We start from the raw sequence: 20588 nt of genomic DNA on the forward strand, positions 1-20588 counted from the left end.
CCCCGCCGTCTCAGTCGTTCGAGGAGTCGGAGAAGGACAGCAGGCCGCGGCGGCGCGCCTGCCGGACGACCACGGTCCCGGCCCCGACCAGGGCGGCCGCGGCGGCGGCCAGCCAGCCGGCGTCGGCGCCGGTGGCGGCCAGGGAGCCGCCGTCGTCGCCCGAGGCGCCGCCGTCGACCTCGGTGGAGATGCCCTCCGAGCCGCCGTCGGTCGTGTCGCCACCGGTCGTGTCGCCACCGCTGGTGTCGGTCGGGTCACCGGTGTCCGTGGGCTCGCCGGTGTCCGTCGGGTCACCGGTGTCGGTGGGCTCGCCGGTGTCGGTCGGGTCCGTCGTCGGCGTGGTGGTGTTCGACGGGGTGGTGCTCGGCGTGGTGCTCGGCGTGGTGCTCGGGGTGCCGCCCGCGGGGTCGGTGTCCTGGTACGCGGTGTTGGAGGTGAACCAGACCGACCCCTTGAAGTCGCCGTACGTGGTCTCGCCGAACGCCATGCGGCAGGTGACCGTGAACTCGTAGCGGCCCTGGAGCACGTCGAAGCCCGCGTCCTTCGCGTAGTCGCGCATGGTCTGCGACAGCGGGACGCGGAAGCCGCCCTCGCTCGCGGGGTAGATCTCCTTGGACGCGTTGCCGACGACGTTCATGCCCTCCTCGGGGAAGCCCGAACCGGTGACGGACACGATGACGTTGGTCGCCTCTGCCGGGCACATGCCCGAGGTGGTGAGGTCCATCCCGCTGGTGTCCGTGCCGGTGGCCGGGTTCACCTTCAGGGTGCCGATGGTGTCCGCGTGCGCGGAGGTCGCGGCCATGATGCCCACCGCCCCTCCGGCCAGGACGAGCGAGCCGAGCGCGGCCGCGGTCGAGCGGTGCAGGCGTGTGAACGACACTTTCTTTCTCCTCATTGCTTGTGATGGACGTGGGTGACGGGTGCTCAGCCGGACGTGTCCGCCGACGCGGTACGTCCTCTGCGCCCGCGCACCCACTGGGCGGCGCCCGCCAGGAGCACCAGGAAGGCGACCGCGAAGCCGCCGAGCGACCAGGCGGCGAGGGAGCCGCTCCCGTCCCCGGCCGGGTCGGCCGAGGCGGCGTTCACCACGCCGGTGACACCGCCCTGGCCGGGCGCGCCGGAGGCGTACGGGGAGCCGGAGGGCACGGTGCCCTGGCCGCCGGCCGGGGCCGACGGGCCGGACCCGCCAGGGGTGGACGACGGGCCGGGACCTGCCGTACCGCCGGGCCGGGCGGAACGTGCCGCCCCGGGGTTCTCGGGGGTGGCCCGGGTGCCGTCCTTGTAGGAGGTCTTGGAGGTGAAGCGGAGCGAACCGCTGAAGTCCCGCAGGCTCTTGAGGCCGAAGGGGGCCTCCAGGCAGCTGACGGTGAAGGTGTAGGTGCCGCGCAGGGTGCTGAAGCCGGCGTCGAGGGCGTAGTCCTGCATCGTGTACGTCAGCGGGACCACGGGTCCGCCGCCGGACGCCGACGGGTAGGTGCCGATCTCGGAGTTGCCGACGACGACCTTGCCGTCGCGGGGGAATCCCGCGCCCTTCACCCAGGCGATGAGGTTCCGCGTCCCGTCGGGGCAGGGCCCGGCGGCGGTGAGGGTCATGGGCTCGGTGGCGCTGCCGTGCTGCGGCGCGACCGTGAGGCCGCCGCGCTCGGCGGCGTGGGCCGCGGGGGCGCCCGCCCACAGCGAGAGGGCGGCCAGCACCATGGCGACGGGGGCGGAGGCGCGCGAGGCGGGGGCCGGCTTCTTCGGCGAGGTCGCGGCGGTGCGCGCGGCGTCCGGGCGCTGACCGCGGCGGCGGCGCCTGCGGCGGACCCACCACACCACGGCCGCCACGACGACGACCAGCAGCACGGCCAGCAGCGACCAGGGCACCGCCCAGAAGCCCTGGGTGCGGGTCAGGCTCGGCAGGTCGGGGATCGCGACGTCACCGCGTACGGAGACCGCGTCGACCGAGACGGTGGTGGCGTCCCGCACCGTGGGCAGGACGCCGGTGGCCGTGACGCTGATCCTCAGCGCGTTGCCCGGCAGGATCTCGGCGAGGTCGCGCGAGCCCTTCACCGTGGCGATGCCCCCGAACGCGTCGTGGACGCGGACCGTCTGCTCGGCGGCGAGCCGGACGTTGCCGGAGTTGCGCACGGTGTACGACACCGTCGCGGTGCCGGTCCCGAAGGGGTTGGCCGTGCCGTGGTACTCGGTGTGGACGTCCTCGACGTCGAGCAGCGGCCGCAGCCGGCCGGCCACCCGCAGGTACATCCGGGCGCCGACGCGCTGGTCGACCTGGACCCGGTCGCCCTTGGCGCCGGTGCGCACCGCGGACAGCGAGGCGACGATGCCGGCGGGGTGGTCGCCGGGGCTCACGGTGCGCGGCACGGTCAGCGTGAAGGGGACGATGACGCGGGAGCGGGAGGCCACGGTCACCCGGGACCTGCCGAGCTTGACCCAGGTGCCGGCGTCGGCGGACTTGGTGGCCCTCGGCAGCAGGTCGAAGCCGCCCTCGGCGGAGTTGACGGCGTCGGCGGCGTAGACGTCCAGCGTCAGCGGCTTGGCGCTGTAGTTCCAGATGGCGATGTGGTCCCGGATGACGGCTCCCGGGGTCACGCCGTACGAGTAGTTGGGCCGGCCGTCGGGCTTGTCGGCCGTCGACGGCTGGACACCGAAGGTGGTGCGCCCGTTCGGGCCCGCGCCGGGTCGTGCGGAGGCCGCGTGCGAGGCGGCGGCCTGCGGGGTGGCGGCCGACGCCGTTTCGGCGGCCGGGAGTACGGCGAGGACGCAGGCGGCCAGGACGGCGGCGATACGGCGGGCTGATCGTGTGATCATGTCAGGTCGTCCGATCGGGCGCGGGTGGGACGGGGTGGTACAGGGGGCCGCGGCGGGGTACCGGGGCGCATGGGCCGGTGCGTGCGGACGGGCCGGACCCGGGAGCCGGGACGGGCATCGCTGCCCGTCCCGGCCCGGGCCGGCCCCGGGGGCGTCAGCGCCCCTCAGGCCGTCCGCCGGCTCAGATGGCCGTCAGGGTGAGGGTCGCGGTGTAGGTGCCGGCCACGGTGGAGGTCGGCACGTTCAGAGCGAGGTCCGCACCCAGGTGCGCGGTACCGAGGCCGGTACCGGTGGCCAGGGAGCGGGAGGCCTTCAGGCCGCCCTGACCGGCGTCACCGGAGGCGACACCCTGCGCCGCGGCGACCGCGGAGCCGGCGGTGACGGTCTGCGCCGGGGCGTGGTCGACCACGTTCGGCGTCCAGCCCAGGTTCTGGCCGTTGATGGCGTGCGTGCCACCGTCGGAGAAGTCGGTCACCTGGCCGCTGACGCTCCAGCCGGGGTTGCCGGCGCGGGTGTCGGTCAGGGTGACGGTGTTGATGTCGCCCGCGGTCGTCAGCAGGTCGCCGTCGGCGTTCAGCACCGGCGACGGCAGGGTGACGTGCGGGTTGTCGACGCTGATGACCAGGGCGCCGGACTCGACGGTGGTGGTGATGTCCTGCGAGGCGGAGACGCCCGCGAAGTCACCGATCAGGTACGGCACGGCGCCGGAGTCGGAACCGGTGTAGGCCGCGGAGTTCGCCGGGACGAAGGTGGCGGAGAAGGCGTGCTCACCCTTGTCGAGGCCGCTGGTGGTGTAGGAGGCCTGGCCGCCCGAGACGGGGACGGTGGCCAGCGTGGTGGTGGTACCGCCCACGGTGTCCTGGAACTTCACGGAACCGGCCGCGGCGGCGGGGGTGACCGTGGCGTTCATGGTGACCGGGCTGAACTGCGGCGTGGTGTCGGACGGCGAGATCGCCAGCGAGGTCGTCGTCGCCGTCGCCTGCGGGGCGTTCACCTTGTACGCCACCGCGGTGGAGGCGGACGGGTTGTACGCCGCGCCGGTCGGGGTGAACTCGGCGGTCAGGTCGTGGTCGCCCGCGGCCAGCGCGTTCGTGGTGAGCACCGCGGTGCCGGCGGAGACGGTGACCGGGGAGCCGAGCGCGGTGCCGTTGTCCTTGAACTGCACCTTGCCCGCGGCGGCGGCCGGGGCCACGTTCGCGGTCAGCGTGACCGTCTCGCCCTCGGTGACCGGGCTGGCCGGGGAGGCCGCGAGGGAGGTGGTGGTGTCGGTCTTCACGCTCGGGTCGGTGTCCTGGTACGTCTCGTTGGAGGTGAACCAGATCGAACCGGTGAAGTCGCCGAAGTTCGAGGAGCCGAAGGCCAGGCGGCAGGTGACCTTGAAGGAGTACTCGCCCTTCAGCTCGTTGAAGCCGGCGTCCTTGGCGTAGTCGCGCATGGTCTGCGTCAGCGGGATGACCATCCCGCCGTCACCGGAGATCGGGTAGATCTCCTTGGACGCGTTGCCGACGACGGTCTGGCCCTCGGCCGGGAAGCCCGAACCGGTGACGGACACGATGACGTTGGTCGCCTCGTCGGGGCAGGCGTCCGTGGTGGTCAGCGCGATGCCCGTGGTGTCGGTACCGGTGGCCGGGTTGAAGGACAGGGTGCCGATCTCGGCGGCGTGCGCGGCGGGGGCCGCGATCAGGCCGGCCGCGCAGGCGGCGACGAGGCTCGCGAGACCGCCCGCCATGGCCCGCGAGAGCTTGTTCTTGAACACTGTCGTGTTCTCCCTCTTCGGAGGTTGCGAAGGTGACGGAAACAGCAGGGCGTGATCAGGGGGTCTGCTTGCTGGTGTCGCCGCAGTTGGCGTTGGCAGCGAAGCCGTAGGTGTTGATCACGTCGGTCTTCTGGCAGATCAGCGAGTTCGAGCCGACGAAGACCGTGCTCCACGGCGCGGTGCCGACCTTGCTGGTCGGGATCACGTTGTAGACGTCGCGCTTCACACCGAAGTTGCTGTTCAGCACGGTCGGCGCGAGACCGTCGATGGTGCCGAGGACGGCCTTGCCGCGGAGGTCCGCGATGGTCTGCGTGGCCTGCGAGCTGTACTGGGCGATGGAGAACGGCACGATCGACTTGTCGTCGAGGACGCGGCCGTCGTGCTCCTGCACCGGGTTGCCGTTCTTGGCGTCCTTGATGCAGGGGTAGACGCCGTTCTTCACGTCGGTGTCCGAGATGCCGACGGTGGACTCCCAGAAGCTGCGCGTGCCGGAGCCCGCCTGCGGGAGGTACGCCGTCATGGTGAAGTTGGGAGCGGTGCCGACGTAGTCCTTGTTGCAGGTGTAGATCTGCTTCAGGTCGTTCAGCGTGAGCTTGCGCGGGATCTGGCTGGAGCCGGTGATCGCGTAGGTCACGCCGTCCACGGCGAACGGGACGTAGGTGAGGTCCGGGTCCACGGCGCCCAGGTTGAGGCTGGAGGACCGGGCGAAGTCCAGGCAGTTGTCGCCGGCCTGGAGGGAGGCGACCAGGGCGTTGCGGCCGGCACCCGAACCGTTCGGGCGGTCGATGGTGCAGGCGGCGCCGCTCTTGGTCGAGATCTTCGTCGTGCCGGTGGCGTCGTAGGAGCCGATGACCTTCTGGCCGCCGATGGTGACCGACTGGGCCATGCCGTTCATGACGTCCTGAGTGGTGTCGGAGCCGACACCGGACAGCTGGCGGAAGGCCGGGGCACCGGAGGGGTCGGCGACGGCGACGCTGCCGCAGACGGTACCGGTGAGCAGGCCGGCGGCGCCGATGACGGCCACTGCGAACTTGCGCATGTTCACTTGCGTTTACCTCTCGGATAGGCTTGCGCCGGGTGGTGCCCGGCACGGTTGTTTCAGACAGTTCGTTGGCGCGGACCTGTCGTGGTCTCGGGTTCGGGCATCACCCCCTCGGCTCTCGTCCGGACGTGCCCTTCGCACGCCAGGTCTGGAAGCCCGCCACGAGTCGCGGCGCCACCCTCGGCAGGAGGGGGCCGCAGACCGCCGCGACGAGCCCGGCGGCCAGGGCGACCAGCAGGACGTAGCGCATGGCGCCCAGCGCCCACGCCGGAGTGCGGGACAGCGGGCTCTCGGCGGCCACGGGGACCGGCGGCGCCGTGGACGCCTGGGTGCCCGGCGGGGGCGAGGACGGCGTCGTGGAAGGCGTGGTGTCGACCGTCTGACCGCCGCCACTGCCGCTGCCGCCCGAACCGCCGCCCGTGCCGTCGGAGGTGTTCTCGCCCTCCTCCTCGGGCACGGAGGGCCCCGACCGGGACACGACGGCGTCAGCGGCCGACTCGGTCTGCTTGCGCAGCGACGCCGGCAGCGGGGCGTACCCGTCGGGGAGCGTGCCGGGGGTCACTCCGGGCGCCTGGCCCTTGCCCACGGCGTACCGCAGCAGCGCCGCGTAGTCCCGGCCCTCCTGCTTGCTGAGCCTCTCGGGGACGGTGGCGGCGTAGCTCACCATGGTGAGCGGGTACGCGTTCTTGGCCGTCGCCCGCGGGTCGCCCACGCGGACCCCGGCCACCCCACCGGGCTTCATCGCCTTCTCACCGGCCAGCAGGGTGGAACCGGTCGGGGCCACGAAGGCACCGGAGGCGTTCTGGAGCTTCGCCGTCACCAGCCCGTACCGCAGCGCCGTCGCCGTGTCGGTCACGGCGAGGATCGCCCGCTTGCCCGCGGGCAGCGGGGGGTCCTTCTTGTACGCGGGCGGATTGGTGGTCGGGTCCCAGTTGCCGCGGGACAGGGTCTCGCCGCGTGCGGCGGCCCGGGCAGCCGAGTGCAGGTCGGCGGCGTAGGGGTGCTTGTCCTGGATGCACAGGGGCGGCTGGGCGCGCGGGTCGTCGGGGTCGGACGCGAACTCCTGGCAGAAGGGGTCGCTCTTGGGGAAGCTGCTCTGCGGCAGGGCCATGTCCTTGTAGTGCGGGTTGACCGTCATCCCGGAGAAGGCCTGGTTGCCGTGCGCGCCCTTGTTGTCGGGGGTGCCGTCGAGGAACTCCCGGGCGGCCGGGTCCTGGTCGATCCACTGCCACAGCTGCCAGGTGGCGTCCGCCAGCGGCTGGGCCACGATGGCGTCGCCGAGGTACCCGGGGAACTCCAGGTCGGTGTACCCCGGGTTGTACTTGACGAACTCCGGGTCGTACCCCAGGTTGTACGGGTTCTTCGCGGTGCTCTCGGCGAAGCGCGAGTTGCCGTCCTGGTAGGACTCGGTGAGCAGCTTGGCCACCAGGCGCGGGGTGAGGTTGAGCGATTCGAGGCGGCTGCCGTTGCGCTCCTTGACGGTGTCCGGCGCGCCGGACCTCGCCCGGCTCTCGATGAAGAAGCCTATGGTCAGGCCGGAGAGCGTCACCGGCGCGTAAACCGGTTTCTGGTCCGGCGGCACCTGGTCGGCGGTCGCCGCCCGGTTGATGAAGACCATGCCTGGCTTGCCGGAGACCAGCTTGGCCCGGGCGGTGTCGTCGGTCACCTGGGCGTAGCCGTAGATGGTCTTGTCACCGGTCCCGCACAGGGTGGGCTGCCAGCGTCGCACCGCCTCGCCCACCAGCTCGGAGCCGAGGGTCGGGCGCTCGTCGGCCCCGATCGGGCAGAAGGTGCCGGTCGGCTCGAAGCGCAGCGGGACGACCATGCGCTCCTTCCAGTTGGTCGCGGAGAGCGGCGAGGACTGCAGCACGCCGTCCGCCTGGGAGCGGTACGAGCTGCCGTCCACCTCGGTCTCACCGCGCGGCACCACGACGAGCCAGCACGAGCGCGCCGTGGTCCTGCCCTTGGGCACCTCGCCGCAGCCGAGGCCGGGGGCCTCGCTCGCGGTCTGCATCTCGAAGTACACCTCGCCGGTGCCGTTGGGGCCCGTGCGGGCGTAGGGCACCTCGTTGGTGGTGTTCGAGTCGAAGTAGACGTTGGTGTTGCCGGTGTTCAGCAGTTCGCCGGTGACCGAGCGGAACGGCATGAACGACAGGCTGCTGTCCTCGGGGGGCGGCGGCAGCGTCTGCGCCGGGTCCTTGAGTCCGCCGTAGCTGAGCTGACGGGTGTTGGTCCACGCGCCGGCACCCACGCCGGCCCCGGCGTCGGCCGAGCCGCCGAACTGGCACTGCTCGGGGCTCGGCCCCTTGGGGTCGTCGCCCCAGCACTGCATGATCTGGAGGTAGTCGGCGGGGTACTTGGTGTCGTCCGCCGTGGGCGTGGCGCCCTTCCAGGTGATCTTCACGACCTGGTTGACCAGGTTGCGGGTCTGGCCGACGGTCACCTTCAGGTCGGCGAACCGGCCCGTGCCGGAGACGGTCGCGGCGGAACCGCTCGCGCCCGTGTCGGCCTGCGAGGTGGCGACCGGCGCGGCGGCACCGGCCAGCACCAGGACGCACGCGACCAGCGTCCGCAGCAGGGGCCGACGGATGCGAGGTGCGATCACGACCGCCTCCGCTTCGCGCCGAGCAGCGTGGTGAGCATCGGTGGCGCCACCGTCAGCGCCAGCAACAGCACCGCCGCGAGCACCATCAGGACGCGGCGGGTGCCGCCGCCGATGCTGGCGGAGGTGGTGACGGGCTGGGAGTAGGCGCCGCCGTCGACGGTGCCCGAGGCCGAGCCGTCGTTGGTGACCACCTGCCCGGTGTCGGGGTCGACCGAAGGCGACGCGTCCGTGCCGCCCGACGCCGTGCCTCCCGAGCTCCCGCCGTCGCCGGGCTTGCCGGTCGAACCGCCCGTGCCGTTCGTCGCGCCACCGTTGGTGCCGCTGCCGGAGCCGCCGGAAGTCGAACCGCCGCCCTTGCCGCCGGACACCGTGGTCGACCTGCGGTCGCCGCCGGTGCCGGTGGCGCACTGGGACGAGCCCTTCTTGTCACACGCGGGCGGGAAGGGGGCGGTCTTGGCGAGGGTGTTCTCGCCGTTGGCGGAGAACGTGGGGTTGTGGCACTTCTTGATGTCGATCGACTCGACGTCGACGCCGGGGATCCGGCGGACCTGCTTCAGACCGGCCTCGACGAGGTTGATCGGCAGGGGCGAGTAGCCCAGGTCGTCCACGTGCTGCTGTCCCTGGCAGAGGAAGTAGTACGCGAAGTCGCCGAGTGACTTGCCCTTCTGCTCGTTGAACTTGTACTCCACCGCGGTCGGAATGATCATGTAGCTGTAGCTCGACAGCGGGTAGGCCCGCGCGTCGCTGTCCCGGTAGACGCCGGTGAGTTCCTGGGTCAGGGTCGTGGGGTTGATGTCCGCCTTGAGGAGGCCCACCGCGACGTTCCGGGCCGTGGGCTCGGTGTAGTAGCCGGCCTTGTTGAGCACCTTGGCCACCGGGAAGCCGGTGGTGTAGACGGCGTAGGAGTACTCGACGTAGGTGATGGTGCCGACGTTGCCCTTCTGGGCCACGTAACCCGAGACGCCGTTGGAGCCGGCCTGGCCGACGAAGCCGTTGCCCGAGGCGATCGGGAAGTTCGAGGTGGTCCCGCAGGGGGTGCTGCGGCCCGCCTTGCGGCAGTAGGCGTCCCACATCGAGGCGTGCTCGCTGGCCATCCAGGCGGTGAACTGCGCGGTGGTGCCGGAGCCGTCGGAACGCACCACGGGGACGATCCGGCGGGCGGGCAGCGAATTGCGGAGCGCGGGGTTGTCGTCCTTGATCGCCGGGTCGTTCCAGGTCTTGATGACCCCGGTGAAGATCTTGGTGATCGTTTCGCCGGACAGCCGCAGGTTGGTGACCCGCCGGTTGCCGATCGTGAGGTTGTACATGAACGACGTGCCGCCGGCGACGATCGGCATGTAGGCGAACTTGCGGCGGGGGGCGCTGTCGACGACGCCGGAGTCCTTGATGCCGTAGGGGATCTCGGAGACGCCGTAGTCCACGGTGCCGTTGCGGAACTGGTTGCGGCCGTCGGACGAACCGGTGCCGTTGTAGTTGACCGTCATGTTGTACTGCTTGACGTTGGCCCGCCATTGGTCCAGGGCGTTCTGGCTCCACGTGGACCCGGCGCCCGAGATCGGGACGTACGTCGCGGCGGCCGCCTCCTCGGCGACGGGCAGCGAGGCGCCGAACAGCAGCGCCGCCAGGATCAGGGCGAGGGCGGTCAGGATTCTGACGCGGGGACGTTCGGAGGGTGCCGGACGTGCTCCGGGCATGGCGGGTGGCTCCTGATCGGTGCGGGCGGTAACCGGGGTACGGGCGGGGTGGGCGGGGTGGGCCGTCACGGCTCGGTCCTGGGGTCTGCCGCGGTCTGCGGGGCCGGCCGCGGGCGGCGGCCCATGCGCTCCGCGTCGCGGCGGGAGGCCAGCACCCGGCGGTGCTGCTGGCCCCGGGAGAGCTCGCCGGGACCACGGCCGCCGATGACGCGGGCCAGCAGGAACAGCAGCAGCACCACGAACATCAGCAGCGCGGCGCAGCCGAATCCCCGCGCGATCATGCTGGGTTGGGGCTGGCTGACGAGCTGGAAGGTGGCGAGCGGGAGCGAGACCTGCGGTCCGCTCAGCGGGTTGACGTTGATGCCGGTCGCGGCACCCGCGGTGAGCAGCACCGGCGAGGTCTCCCCGATCCCGCGGGCGGTGCCGAGGATGACCGCGGTGGTGAGCCCGGAGCGGGCGGTGGGCAGCACCACCGTCCAGATCGTGCGCCACTGGCCGGAACCGAGGGCGTAGGAGGCCTCGCGCAGGGAGCCCGGCACCAGCCGGATGACCACGTCGGCCGCGCGGATGATGATCGGCAGCATCATCACGCTCAGCGCGAGCCCGGCCGCGAAGCCGGACTTGTCGAAGCCGAGCATGAGGATGACGGTGGCGTAGATGAACAGGCCGGCCACGATGGACGGCAGCGCCGTCATCGCCTCCACGACGGTGCGCACGAAGCGGGCGTACACGCCGCGCACCTCGTTGAGGAAGACCGCGCACATCAGCCCCAGGGGCACGGTGATCGCCAGCGCGATGGAGATCTGCTCCAGGGTGCCGATCATGGCGTGCACGACGCCGCCCTGGGTCAGCGGCTCCAGCGGGCCGGTGCTCGACATGTCCTGCGTGTAGAAGTTCCCGTGCCCCAGCGCCCGGTAGCCGCGCACCAAGGCGTACACGACCACGAAGGCCAGTGCGATCAGGAGCAGGGCGGCCAGGCTCTGCCACACGACCGCCATCACCCGGTCCCGTACCGCGACGCGGTTCTCGTCGAGGGAGACCAGCACCCCGTACAGGCCGATGAAGCACAGGTAGGCGACGACCACGAAGCCCAGCACGGAGTCGAACGGGGCGATCCAGCCGAAGATCAGGAAGGTCAGGGCGACGGAGCCGGCCAGGGCACCGGCCAGTGCGAGCAGATCGGCGGTGGTCACCGGGGAGATGTTGCGGCGGACCTCGGGGCCCGCCTCCCGCGACGGGATCGTCGTCGTCTGCTCGTGCTTGAGGAGATCGGGCATTTCAGGCCTCCGCCCCCGCGCCCGAGCGGCTGCGCGCCACGATCGAGGAGGCGATGAAGTTGACGATGAGGGTCATGACGAAGAGGGCGAGACCCGCGGCCATGAGGGCCGACATGCCGAGCTCGCTGGCGGCGCCGTAGCGGAGTGCGATCAGCGACGACACGGAGATGGCGCCGTTCTGCAGGATGTGCGGCTGGATCTCGAACACCGGCGAGATGATCATGTAGACCGCGATGGTCTCGCCCAGTGCCCGGCCGAGACCTAGCATCGTCCCGCCGATCACGCCGCCGAGCCCGAACGGCAGGACGACGGAGCGGATCATGCCCCACCTGGTGGCACCGAGCGCGAACGCGCCCTCGCGCTCACCGGGCGGTGCCTGGGAGAACGCCTCGCGCATGACGGAGCAGGCGATCGGGGTCACCATCAGCGCCACGACCATGGCCGCGATGAAGGTGGAGGACGTGTAGACCGTCATGCTCGCGAGCGGGTTGTCGGGCTCGGCCCCGTTGACCTTGAAGATCGGGATCCAGCCGAAGTACGTGGAGATCCAGCGGGAGAGGCCGACCACGTGCCCCTGGAGGAAGAACGCCCCCCACAGGCCGTAGACCACGCTCGGCACCGCCGCCATGAGGTCGACGAGGCTGACCAGGAACCGCTTCAGCCGCCGCGGGGCGTACTCCGAGATGTACAGCGCCGTGCCCAGCGCCAGGGGCAGGGCGAAGCAGATGGCGACCACGCCGATCAGCACCGTGCCGGTGAGCACCGCCGCGATGCCGAAGTGGTGGGAGTCGGGCTCCCAGGCGGTGGTGGTGAGGAAGGAGAAGCCGGCGACGCTCAGCGCCTCCCACGCGCGGTAGGTGAGGAAGAAGCCGACCAGCAGCATGATCGCGAGCACCGCGGCACCGCTGCCGCGGGCGGCGAAGCGGAAGACGCGGTCGGCCGGCTCGGGGGACGCACTGATGTCGCGCGGTACGTCCTCGGCGGCGGGGCCGGGCTCCGTGCCGGTGAGATCGGGAGCGAGGGCGGTCATCGTGCCACCGCCCCGAGGCGGGAACCGGCGGTCGCCGCGGGCGCCGCGGATGCGGCGGGCGCGGTGGGTACGGCTGCGGAGGCAGCGGCGGATCCGGCGGTCGCGACGGCTGCGGCGGTCACGGCCCGGACGGGGGTGTCCCGCCGGGGCCCGCCACGCGGTTCCTCCGGTTCTCCTCGCGTAGACCCCGGGGACGACGACGCGCGCAGGCCGCGCAGCCGCGGCCGGTGGGCCGTGCCCTCGGTCATCTCGGCGACCGGGACCGCGGCCAGGAAGCGCCCGAGGTTCTGCTGGCACTCGCGCAGGCGGTGGTACGTCCGACCGGACACGGCGACGTCCCTGCCGCCGAGTTCGACGCGCCACGTCCAGGTGCCGCCCGCGTGGGCCATGGACAGCTGCGCCCGGACCTGACCGATGTGCTCGCGGAGCATGAGCACGGCGGCCTGGCACTCCGCGAGGGAGGCATAGGTGCCCGCGCTGCGGCCCAGTTCGCGGTTGTTGGCGCCGACCAGGCGCCAGCCGATCGCGGTGGCCCGCACCCCGGGACGCTCGTGCCGGTCGCCGCGGTCGTCGCGGCCCCGGCGGTCCGGGCCGTCGGGTCTGGCTCCCCCGCCGGGTCTCGCGGTACGCGGAGAGCCGTCCGGGGCGTGCCCGGAGTCCTCCGGGTTCACCGGTCGCGCAGGCGATGAGGCCTGTGGCAGGGACCTGCCATCACCGTACGCCGACATGTACAGAACGCGTGGCCGGACCATGGCGGCCGACCTCCCTCCCCTTCGCGCCGTTGTGCCTCAGGCCGAAATGCATCCTCAGGCGGCACTGAATGTCGCGGCCCATGAGGGGATCGCGCTCAAGGAAGAGTGAAGGCCGAACGGAGAGAAGATGAACGAGACGTGCAGGTCCACGCAAGGTGATCAGGATCAGGGCAACGGTGACACTCCGCACCCGAAACGGGGTCCGTGGTCGGTGCACGTAAACGGACGGTCCGCACATCACGCCCCATTGCGACCGGGAGAACCCACCGGTAGGCACGGGGCCCGCCACCGAACGCCGCCGCACCGTGACGTTTTTCCGCCATTTCGGATCGACCTGGAGGGTGTCGGCCCCTTATGCGGAACCTTCACGGAATCCGACCTCCGCCCGCACGGCGGTGGTTCCGGCGAGGCGTGGACGGACCCCGCGGTCCCGTCCCGCGAGGTCCGGAAGGCGAACCGGAGGTTCCGGCGCCGGAGGGGCGGCGGATCGCGCCGCGTACTCGCCCCGGCGCCAGGCCCGGCGCGGGCGAGGGGTCAGCCCGCCTTGCGCAGCACCTCGGTGATCTTGCACGTGACCTCACCGGTGAGCGCCTCGGAACCCTGGGCACTCGTCTCGGCCTGGTCCCCCGCGGCCACGCCGGTCGCGTTGGCGACGGTCTGGGCGACGGCCTCCCCGCTCGGGCCGAGGAAGTCGATGGTCACCTGGTAGTCGGAGGTCTCCGAACTGTGGTTGGTGACGGTGACCTCGACGCTCGGCCACTTGCTGAAGTTGTTGACGCCGCACGAGGTGATCTTCGCGTCCCCCGGGGCCGACTTCCCGCTGCCGCCATCCTCCGGGGAGGCGCTGACGGCCGAGGAGTCGTTCCCCGAACTTCCCTTGTCCGCCCCCGTATTGAGGGCGAAGGCGACGCTGCCGCCGATGACGACGACGATGGCGACGGCCCCGAAGCCGAGTATCTTGCCCGCGCCCGTTTTCTTCGGCGGCCGGCTCCAGTCCGGCTCCTGGGGCGGCGGGTACTGGCCCGGTGGTGAGGCGTGCGACGGCTGAGACATGGTGAACCCCCTGAGGCTCGGATGTGAAGACACCGTGGCAGAGCTTCACCATGCGCGCAGAGACAAGAGCTGTCTGTAATGTTGCCGTGACCGATCCGGTACAGATCATTCCTGATAAGTGAGCATCAGGGGCCCGATCGGATTCGTACGACCGTGCCCCGCCTGCCGTCCCGCCGCCCCGACGCCCGCCCCCTGACGGCCCGTCGCCCGTCGGTCACCTGGCGGAAACGGAAGGGGAGCGCCCGCACGACGGAACGGACGCTCCCCTTCGGCCGGGAAAGGTCCCGGAAGTGTCAGCCGGTCAGGCCACGGCGCGTCAGCAGCGGCTCGATGCGCGGCGCCCTGCCGCGGAAGCCCTCGAACGCGGCCATCGGGTCGACGCTGCCGCCGCGGGAGAGCAGTTCACGGCGGAAGGTGTCACCGTTCTCACGCCGCATGCCGCCGTTCTCCTTGAACCACTCCACGGTGTCGGCGTCGAGCACCTCGCTCCAGATGTAGGAGTAGTAGCCCGCGCTGTAGCCGTGGGCGAAGATGTGCGCGAAGTAGGTGCTGCGGTAGCGCGGCGGGACCGCCGGCAGCGCGAGCCCGGCCTCCTTGAGCGCGGCGGCCTCGAACTCCTCGGCGTCGCCCGGGTCGTGACCGGCCGGGATGGTGTGCCAGGCCCAGTCGAGCACGGCGGCCGCCAGGTACTCCACCGTGCGGAAGCCCTGCCCGAAGCGCTCCGCGGCCTCCATCCGTTCCACCAGCTCGGCGGGCATGGGCTCGTCGGTCCGCTGGTGGCGGGCGTAGTGGGCCAGCACCTCGGGCCAGGTCACCCACATCTCGTTGACCTGGGAGGGGTATTCGACGAAGTCGCGCGGGACGGCCGTGCCGGAGAAGAAGGGGTGGCGCACGTCGGAGAACAGGCCGTGCAGGGCGTGGCCGAACTCGTGGAAGAGGGTGTTGACCTCGTCGTAGGTGAGCAGGGCCGGCTCACCGGCGGCCGGCTTGGCGACGTTCAGGTTGTTGACCACGACGGGCTTGCGGCCGAAGAGCCCGGACTGGTCGACCAGGCTGTTCATCCAGGCACCGCCGCGCTTGGAGGCCCGGGCGAAGTAGTCGCCGAGGTAGAGGCCGAGCGGCGAGCCGTCGGCGTTGAAGACCTCGAAGACCCGGACGTCGGGGTGGTAGCCGACGAGGTCGGTGCGCTCGGTGAAGCTCAGCCCGTAGACCTGGCCGGCCGCGTGGAAGACGCCGTCCCGGAGTACCCGGTCCAGCTCGAAGTAGGGGCGCATGGCGGCAGTGTCGATGTCGTACTCGGCCTTGCGGACCTTCTCCGACCAGTACGTCCAGTCCCAGGCGGAGAAGTCCTCCAGCCCGGAGGCGGCGGCCAGGGCCGCGGCCTCACGCTCGGCGTTGGCGACCGCGGGCGGCACGAGCCGGGTGAGCAGGGAGGTCACCGCCTCGGGGGTACCGGCGGTCTGGTCGGCGACGACGTACGCGGCGTGGTTCTCGTAGCCGAGCAGGGCGGCGCGCTCGGCCCGCAGCCGGGCGAGCCGGGCGGTGAGTTCGCGGTTGGAGGTCAGCCCGCGGCCGAGCGAGGCCTCCAGCAGGCGCCGGCGCAGGGCACGGTCGTCGAGCGAGGCCAGTTCGGACTGGTTGGAGAAGTTCTTCAGGCTGAGGACGTACTTGCCGTCGTGGCCGAGGGCGGTGGCGTTGGCGGCCGCGGCGGCGACGGCGTCGGGTGAGAGCCCTGACAGCTCGTCGGCGTCGTCGAGCACGAGGGCGGCGGCCTTGGTGTCGGCGAACAGGTTCTGCTCGAAGGCCGTGGAGGCCTCCGCGATCTCCGCGTTGAGCGCCCTCAAGCGCTCGCGGCCCTCCTCGGTGAGCTCGGCGCCCGCGCGGACGAAGCGGGTGTGGTAGCGCTCCAGCAGCCTCAGCGCCTCGGCGTCCAGGCCGAGTTCCGCGCGCCGGTCGTACAGCGCCTTGACGCGGGCGTAGAGGGCGGGGTCCAGGTGGATGGCGTCGGCGTGGGCGGCGAGGGCGGGGTTGATCCTGGCCTCGATCTCCTGGATGCCCGGACCGGTGTCGGCGCTCGCGCGGTTGAAGAAGACCTTCGACACGCGGTCCAGCAGGTCCCCGGAGCGCTCCAGGGCCACGATGGTGTTCTCGAAACCCGGCGGTTCGGGGTCCGCGGCGACGGCCCCGGTCTCGGCGAGCTGCTCGGCCATCCCCTGCTCGAAGGCGGGAAGGTAGTGCTCCTCGCGGATGTCCGCGAACGGCGGCAGTTCGTACGGGAGGGTGCTCGGGCTGAGGAAGGGATTCGTCGAGGTCACCCCACCGACCTTACGCCCGGTGCCTGCCGCCCGGAGGCGGCCTTCCCTAGGATGCCCGGATGGCAGCTACGCGTACGGACGGCCGGGTGGAGCGCGGCAACCAGACCCGCCGGCTGGTGCTGGAGCGCACCATGGCGATCGCCTCGGTCGAGGGTCTGGAAGGGCTGTCCCTGGGCCGGCTGGCGAGCGAGCTCGGACTCAGCAAGAGCGGGGTGTTCGCCCTGTTCGGTTCGAAGGAGGAACTGCAGCTCGCCACCGTGCGGGCGGCCCGCGAGGTGTACGTACGGCAGGTCGTGGAACCCTCGCGGGAGCTGCCCGCGGGGCTGGCGCGGGTGTGGCGGCTGTGCGGGTCGTACCTGGACCACTCGCGGCGGCGGGTGTTCCCCGGCGGCTGTTTCTTGTTCGCGGTGTCGGCGGAGTTCGGGGCCCGCAGTGGGCCCGTGCACGACGCCGTCGCCCAGGCCCGGCTGGAGTGGACCACGTACGTCGAGATCACCCTCGAGAAGGCCCGCCGGGCGGGGCAGCTGCGCGCGGACACCGACGTCCCGCTGCTGGCCTTCGAGCTGATCGCGCTGATGGACAGCGGCAACCTGCAGTCCGTGCTCTTCGACGACGCCAGGGCCTACACCCGGGCGGGCACCGCGATCCTCGACCGCCTCAGGGCCGCCGCCGAGGGGGCCGCGGAAGAGGTGTCCTCGGTGTCCTCGCTGCCCACCCGCTACGAGGGCTGACGGAGGGCGGAGGAGGGACACGGCGTCCCGCAGCCGGACCGCTTCTCCGACAATCGGTGGGGCCGGTCTTGCCTCCGCCACGTTTGTCACCGTTACGCGGGCTTCGCGTCACAGATGATCAACAGCCCCTTCCGCCCTTGATCGCATGTCGTTGTCCCGGCGAGGCCGGCCACCCCCCGAGGCCGGCGCATGGGAGGTGCGTGGGAGATGACGGACCGGACCCTCTGGTCGTACGCCGAGATCGCCGCTCACATCCGGGTGCAGGTCGACACCGTGCGCTCGTACCGCAAGCACGGGCACCTGCCGCCCCCCGACGTCGTGGAGGGCGGCAAGCCCTTCTGGTACGCGGACACCGTCCGTCTGTGGAGTTCCCGCCGCCCGGGGAACCGCGGGCGCCGGGAGTCCGACTGACGCCGGCCCCGCCGCCGCTCAGCCCGAGCGGGCCGGCTCCGGCACCGGCTCCGCGTCCGGCTCCGGGTGGGGGTCGTGCTCCTCCCGCACGGGGGCCCCGCCCGGGTCCCCGCCCTCGCTCAGCCCGAACCGGTCGTACAGCGCCTTGAGCGGTCGCGGCGCCCACCAGGTGGCCCGCCCGGTCAGCCGCATCACGGCCGGCACGAGCAGGGTGCGCACCACCATCGCGTCCATCAGCACGGCCAGCGCGATGCCCAGGCCCAGCATCTTGGTGTTGGCGATCCGGGAGGTGCCGATGGCCACCATCACCACCGCCAGGATCACCGCGGCCGCCGTGATGAGACCGCCGGTGCGGCGCACCCCGAAGACGACGGCCGCACGGTGGTCACCGCTGCGGTCGTGCTCCTCCTTGATGCGCGACAGGAGGAAGACCCCGTAGTCCATCGAGAGGCCGAAGGCGACACAGAACATCAGCACCGGCAGCGTCGTCTCGATGCTCCCCGTCGCGGTGAAGTCGAGAACCCCGGACAGGTGACCGTCCTGGAACACCCACACCACCGCGCCGAACATGGCGGTGAGGCTCAGGGCGTTGAGCAGCACGGCCTGCAGTGGGATCACCACGCTGCCGGTGAGGAGGAAGACCAGAAGCAACGTCACGGCGACGATCAGGGCGGCCGCCCAGGGCAGACGCTCGGCTATGACGTCCTTGGTGTCGACCAGTTGGGCCGCGGTACCGGTGGCGGAGGCCTTGAAGGGGGCCTCGACCGCCCGGATCCTGCCGACCAGGTCCTGGCTCGCCTCGTCCACGGACTCCGCCTTCGGCAGCACGGTCAGGTACGCCGCACCGTCGGTGACCCTGGCGGCCTCGGCCGGGCCGGGCGCCGCGGTCCGGCGGCCCTGCGCGTACTGGCCGGCCGGGCCGTCGACGACGACCACTCCGGGCAGCGCGGACAGCCTTCCGCTGTAGTCGCCGAGTTGCTCCGCGGTGGGGCGGCCCTCGGCGAGGACGGTGATCTCGCCGCCCGGGTTGCCGGGGAAGCCGTCCCGTATGTGCTGCTGCACGACGTGCGCCTCGGCGGTGGCCGGCAGCTGACGGTCGTCGGCGGTGCCGAACTGCACCTGCAGGAAGGGCAGCCCGAGCAGGACCAGCCCGGCAACCGTGCCGATCGCGAACAGCGGGGCGCGGCGCATCACCAGCCGCGCGAGCCGTGCGTAGCCCGCCCCCGGCTCCTGCCCGGACTGCTCCGTGCGCCGGCGCGGCAGGACGCGGCGCAGGTCGAGGGAGTTGACCCGGTGACCGAGCAGCACCAGGGCGGCGGGCAGGATCACCAGCGCCGCGGCGGCCGCGAGCAGCACCACGGCGATGCCGGCGTAGGCGAACGAGCGCAGGAAGTACTGCGGGAAGAGGAACATCGCGGAGAGCGCGGCCGCCACCGTGAGGGCCGAGAAGAGCACCGTGCGTCCCGCCGTGCGCAGGGTGGCGGCCACGGCGGTCAGCGGGTCGGCGCCGGTGTCCAGCTCCTCCCGGAAGCGGCGGACGACGAACAGGGCGTAGTCGATGGCGAGTCCGAGGCCCAGTGCCGTGGTGAGGTTCTGCGCGAAGATCGAGACGTCCGTGAAGGACGTCAGACCCCGCAGCACGGCATTGGTCCCGAGGATCGCCACGATGCCGACGCCCAGCGGCAGGACGGCCGCGACGGCACTGCCGAACACCATGACCAGCAGCAGGAGGGTGATCGGCAGGGCGATGAGCTCGGCGCGCGCCAGGTCCTCCTGGATCGTGCTCTGCAGTTCGTGCCGGAAGGCGGCCATGCCGCCGACCTTGACCCGCACCGCGCCCTGCCCGCCCCGGAACTCGGGGGCGATGCGCTCGACGGCCTCGGCGACGGCGTCGTCGTCGCCCCCGATCCGCGCGGCGATCACGGCCTCACGGCCGTCCTCGGCGCGCAACCCGGGCGCCTTGGTGGTCCAGTACGAGGTGACGCCGGCGATGTCCTCGTCCGCCGCGAGCCGGCGGCCGAGCTCCCGTCCCGCGGCCGCCACCTCCGGGGAGTCCACACCGGCGCCCCGTCCCTCGACGAGGAGGATCAGATTGGGCTGCGCATCCGGGAAGTACCGCTCCAGCGCCTCGGCCGCGTAGGCCGACTCCGAGCCCGGGGCCTCCCAGCCACCGCCGCGCAGCCGGTCCGCCACACCGCTGCCCGCGACCACGGACAGGGCGGTGAACAGCAGCGCGAGCAACAGCGTCAGGCGTGGGCGGGCGGTCATCGCCCGGGCCCAGCCCCGCGGCGGGCGCTCTCGGTTGACATCCGACATGGCAGAGGTGTCCCCTCCCCTGAGGAACCGCCGTAAAATGGCGAACACGAGCGACCACTCGCGTTTCTCCAGAATGCGAGCGACCACTCGCGTTTGTCAAAGGTGATTGGGGATTACACGTGTCTGAGGAGCAGAGGCCTCGGCGCCGGCAGGCCCGCGGCGAACGGCGCGTGGCACAGCTGCTGGCGGCGGCTTCCGACGTGTTCTGCAAGGTCGGCTACACCGCCGCCACCACGAACGCGATCGCCCGCGAGGCGGGCGTGTCCCCCGGCACGCTCTACCAGTTCTTCCCGAACAAGGAGGCCATCGCCATCGAGCTGGGCGGCATCCTCAACCAGCGGATGCGCGAGGGGCACGGGGAGCTGTTCACCCCCGAGAACGCCTCGTTGCCGCTGCGCGAGATGCTCGAGGTCATCGTCGACCCGATGATCGAGTTCAACTGCCAGAACCCCGCCTTCCTGGCCCTGGTCCACGACAGCGACATCCCCGGGACGGTCGTCGTGGAGCACGACGCGCTGCACAGCTCCCTGCTGGAGCGCGTGGAGACCCTCCTCGGACTGCGCGCCCCCGCCCTCTCGGCCACCGAACGCGCGCGGGTGGCCTCGATGGCCTTCGGCCTGTTCAAGGCCGGCCTGGCCCTGATCCTGGCGCACGAGGGCGCCGAGCGGGAGGCGTACGTCGGCGAGCTCAAGGCCGCGCTCTACGGCTACCTCGCCCCGCACGTCGGCACCGGGCCCGTCCCCCTGACGGAAGCCGGCCGGACCCCCGCAGCCACCTCCTGAGAGCGCGGCGGCC

At 71.9% G+C, this 20588-nt stretch carries 15 protein-coding genes; 3 read left to right on the plus strand and 12 right to left on the minus strand.

The features are described 5' to 3' along the window. Nucleotides 1-10: 10 nt before the first annotated feature. The 11 genes from ACZ7MY_RS03135 to ACZ7MY_RS03185 form a co-directional block, all read right to left on the minus strand. Nucleotides 11-880: a hypothetical protein gene (locus tag ACZ7MY_RS03135; RefSeq protein WP_499599062.1), complete on the minus strand. Its 870-nt coding sequence runs from the start codon at nucleotides 878-880 to the stop codon at nucleotides 11-13. A 44-nt stretch (nucleotides 881-924) separates the two neighbouring features. Next, nucleotides 925-2811, minus strand: coding sequence for a hypothetical protein (locus ACZ7MY_RS03140; protein WP_499599064.1), 1887 nt, complete (start codon nucleotides 2809-2811; stop codon nucleotides 925-927). A 181-nt stretch (nucleotides 2812-2992) separates the two neighbouring features. Beyond that, nucleotides 2993-4567 (minus strand): Ig-like domain-containing protein, encoded by a 1575-nt coding sequence (locus ACZ7MY_RS03145; protein WP_499599065.1) that lies wholly within the window; start codon nucleotides 4565-4567, stop codon nucleotides 2993-2995. Between the two features lie 55 nt (nucleotides 4568-4622). Continuing rightward, complete coding sequence (locus ACZ7MY_RS03150) at nucleotides 4623-5606, minus strand: hypothetical protein (protein WP_499599067.1); 984 nt, start codon at nucleotides 5604-5606, stop codon at nucleotides 4623-4625. A gap of 106 nt (nucleotides 5607-5712) precedes the next feature. Next, nucleotides 5713-8214: a hypothetical protein gene (locus tag ACZ7MY_RS03155; protein ID WP_499599069.1), complete on the minus strand. Its 2502-nt coding sequence runs from the start codon at nucleotides 8212-8214 to the stop codon at nucleotides 5713-5715. Continuing rightward, a complete protein-coding gene (locus ACZ7MY_RS03160) occupies nucleotides 8211-9908 on the minus strand; it encodes a phosphate ABC transporter substrate-binding protein PstS (RefSeq protein WP_499599071.1) in 1698 nt (565 codons plus the stop codon). The genes ACZ7MY_RS03155 and ACZ7MY_RS03160 overlap by 4 nt, the downstream gene beginning before the upstream one ends. A gap of 65 nt (nucleotides 9909-9973) precedes the next feature. After that, nucleotides 9974-11185 (minus strand): phosphate ABC transporter permease PstA, encoded by a 1212-nt coding sequence (gene pstA / locus ACZ7MY_RS03165; protein ID WP_499599072.1) that lies wholly within the window; start codon nucleotides 11183-11185, stop codon nucleotides 9974-9976. A gap of 1 nt (nucleotide 11186) precedes the next feature. Beyond that, nucleotides 11187-12215: a phosphate ABC transporter permease subunit PstC gene (gene pstC, locus ACZ7MY_RS03170; protein WP_499599074.1), complete on the minus strand. Its 1029-nt coding sequence runs from the start codon at nucleotides 12213-12215 to the stop codon at nucleotides 11187-11189. Further along, a complete protein-coding gene (locus tag ACZ7MY_RS03175) occupies nucleotides 12212-12754 on the minus strand; it encodes a hypothetical protein (protein WP_499599075.1) in 543 nt (180 codons plus the stop codon). Before ACZ7MY_RS03175 ends, pstC begins: the two co-directional genes overlap by 4 nt. A 747-nt stretch (nucleotides 12755-13501) precedes the next feature. Next, nucleotides 13502-14020 carry a hypothetical protein gene (locus ACZ7MY_RS03180; protein ID WP_499599076.1) on the minus strand — a complete coding sequence of 173 codons (519 nt, stop codon included), beginning with the start codon at nucleotides 14018-14020 and terminating at the stop codon, nucleotides 13502-13504. Between the two features lie 293 nt (nucleotides 14021-14313). After that, nucleotides 14314-16335, minus strand: a complete 2022-nt coding sequence (locus ACZ7MY_RS03185; protein WP_499599078.1) for a M3 family metallopeptidase — start codon at nucleotides 16333-16335, stop codon at nucleotides 14314-14316. A 59-nt stretch (nucleotides 16336-16394) separates the two neighbouring features. Between ACZ7MY_RS03185 and ACZ7MY_RS03190 the strand changes: the two genes are divergently transcribed. Continuing rightward, nucleotides 16395-17066, plus strand: coding sequence for a TetR/AcrR family transcriptional regulator (locus ACZ7MY_RS03190; RefSeq protein WP_499599079.1), 672 nt, complete (start codon nucleotides 16395-16397; stop codon nucleotides 17064-17066). A 207-nt stretch (nucleotides 17067-17273) separates the two neighbouring features. Then, nucleotides 17274-17477, plus strand: coding sequence for a MarR family transcriptional regulator (locus ACZ7MY_RS03195; protein WP_499599080.1), 204 nt, complete (start codon nucleotides 17274-17276; stop codon nucleotides 17475-17477). Between the two features lie 18 nt (nucleotides 17478-17495). On the opposite strand, the gene ACZ7MY_RS03200 is transcribed toward ACZ7MY_RS03195, so the two are convergent. Next, nucleotides 17496-19793, minus strand: coding sequence for an MMPL family transporter (locus ACZ7MY_RS03200; protein ID WP_499599082.1), 2298 nt, complete (start codon nucleotides 19791-19793; stop codon nucleotides 17496-17498). Between the two features lie 119 nt (nucleotides 19794-19912). On the opposite strand from ACZ7MY_RS03200, the gene ACZ7MY_RS03205 reads away from it, so the two are divergent. Then, a complete protein-coding gene (locus ACZ7MY_RS03205; RefSeq protein WP_499599084.1) occupies nucleotides 19913-20575 on the plus strand; it encodes a TetR/AcrR family transcriptional regulator in 663 nt (220 codons plus the stop codon). Nucleotides 20576-20588 lie beyond the last annotated feature (13 nt).

The sequence above is a fragment of the Streptomyces sp. NPDC111520 genome (assembly GCF_055635295.1).

Bases quoted from the DNA above. Each gene is read 5' to 3' on its own strand.
- ACZ7MY_RS03190 (WP_499599079.1), top strand. From the start codon at position 16,395: ATGGCAGCTACGCGTACGGACGGCCGGGTGGAGCGCGGCAACCAGACC.
- ACZ7MY_RS03150 (WP_499599067.1), bottom strand. From the start codon at position 5,606: ATGCGCAAGTTCGCAGTGGCCGTCATCGGCGCCGCCGGCCTGCTCACC.
- pstC (WP_499599074.1), bottom strand. From the start codon at position 12,215: ATGACCGCCCTCGCTCCCGATCTCACCGGCACGGAGCCCGGCCCCGCC.
- ACZ7MY_RS03140 (WP_499599064.1), bottom strand. From the start codon at position 2,811: ATGATCACACGATCAGCCCGCCGTATCGCCGCCGTCCTGGCCGCCTGC.
- ACZ7MY_RS03200 (WP_499599082.1), bottom strand. From the start codon at position 19,793: ATGTCGGATGTCAACCGAGAGCGCCCGCCGCGGGGCTGGGCCCGGGCG.
- ACZ7MY_RS03160 (WP_499599071.1), bottom strand. From the start codon at position 9,908: ATGCCCGGAGCACGTCCGGCACCCTCCGAACGTCCCCGCGTCAGAATC.
- ACZ7MY_RS03195 (WP_499599080.1), top strand. From the start codon at position 17,274: ATGACGGACCGGACCCTCTGGTCGTACGCCGAGATCGCCGCTCACATC.
- ACZ7MY_RS03180 (WP_499599076.1), bottom strand. From the start codon at position 14,020: ATGTCTCAGCCGTCGCACGCCTCACCACCGGGCCAGTACCCGCCGCCC.
- pstA (WP_499599072.1), bottom strand. From the start codon at position 11,185: ATGCCCGATCTCCTCAAGCACGAGCAGACGACGACGATCCCGTCGCGG.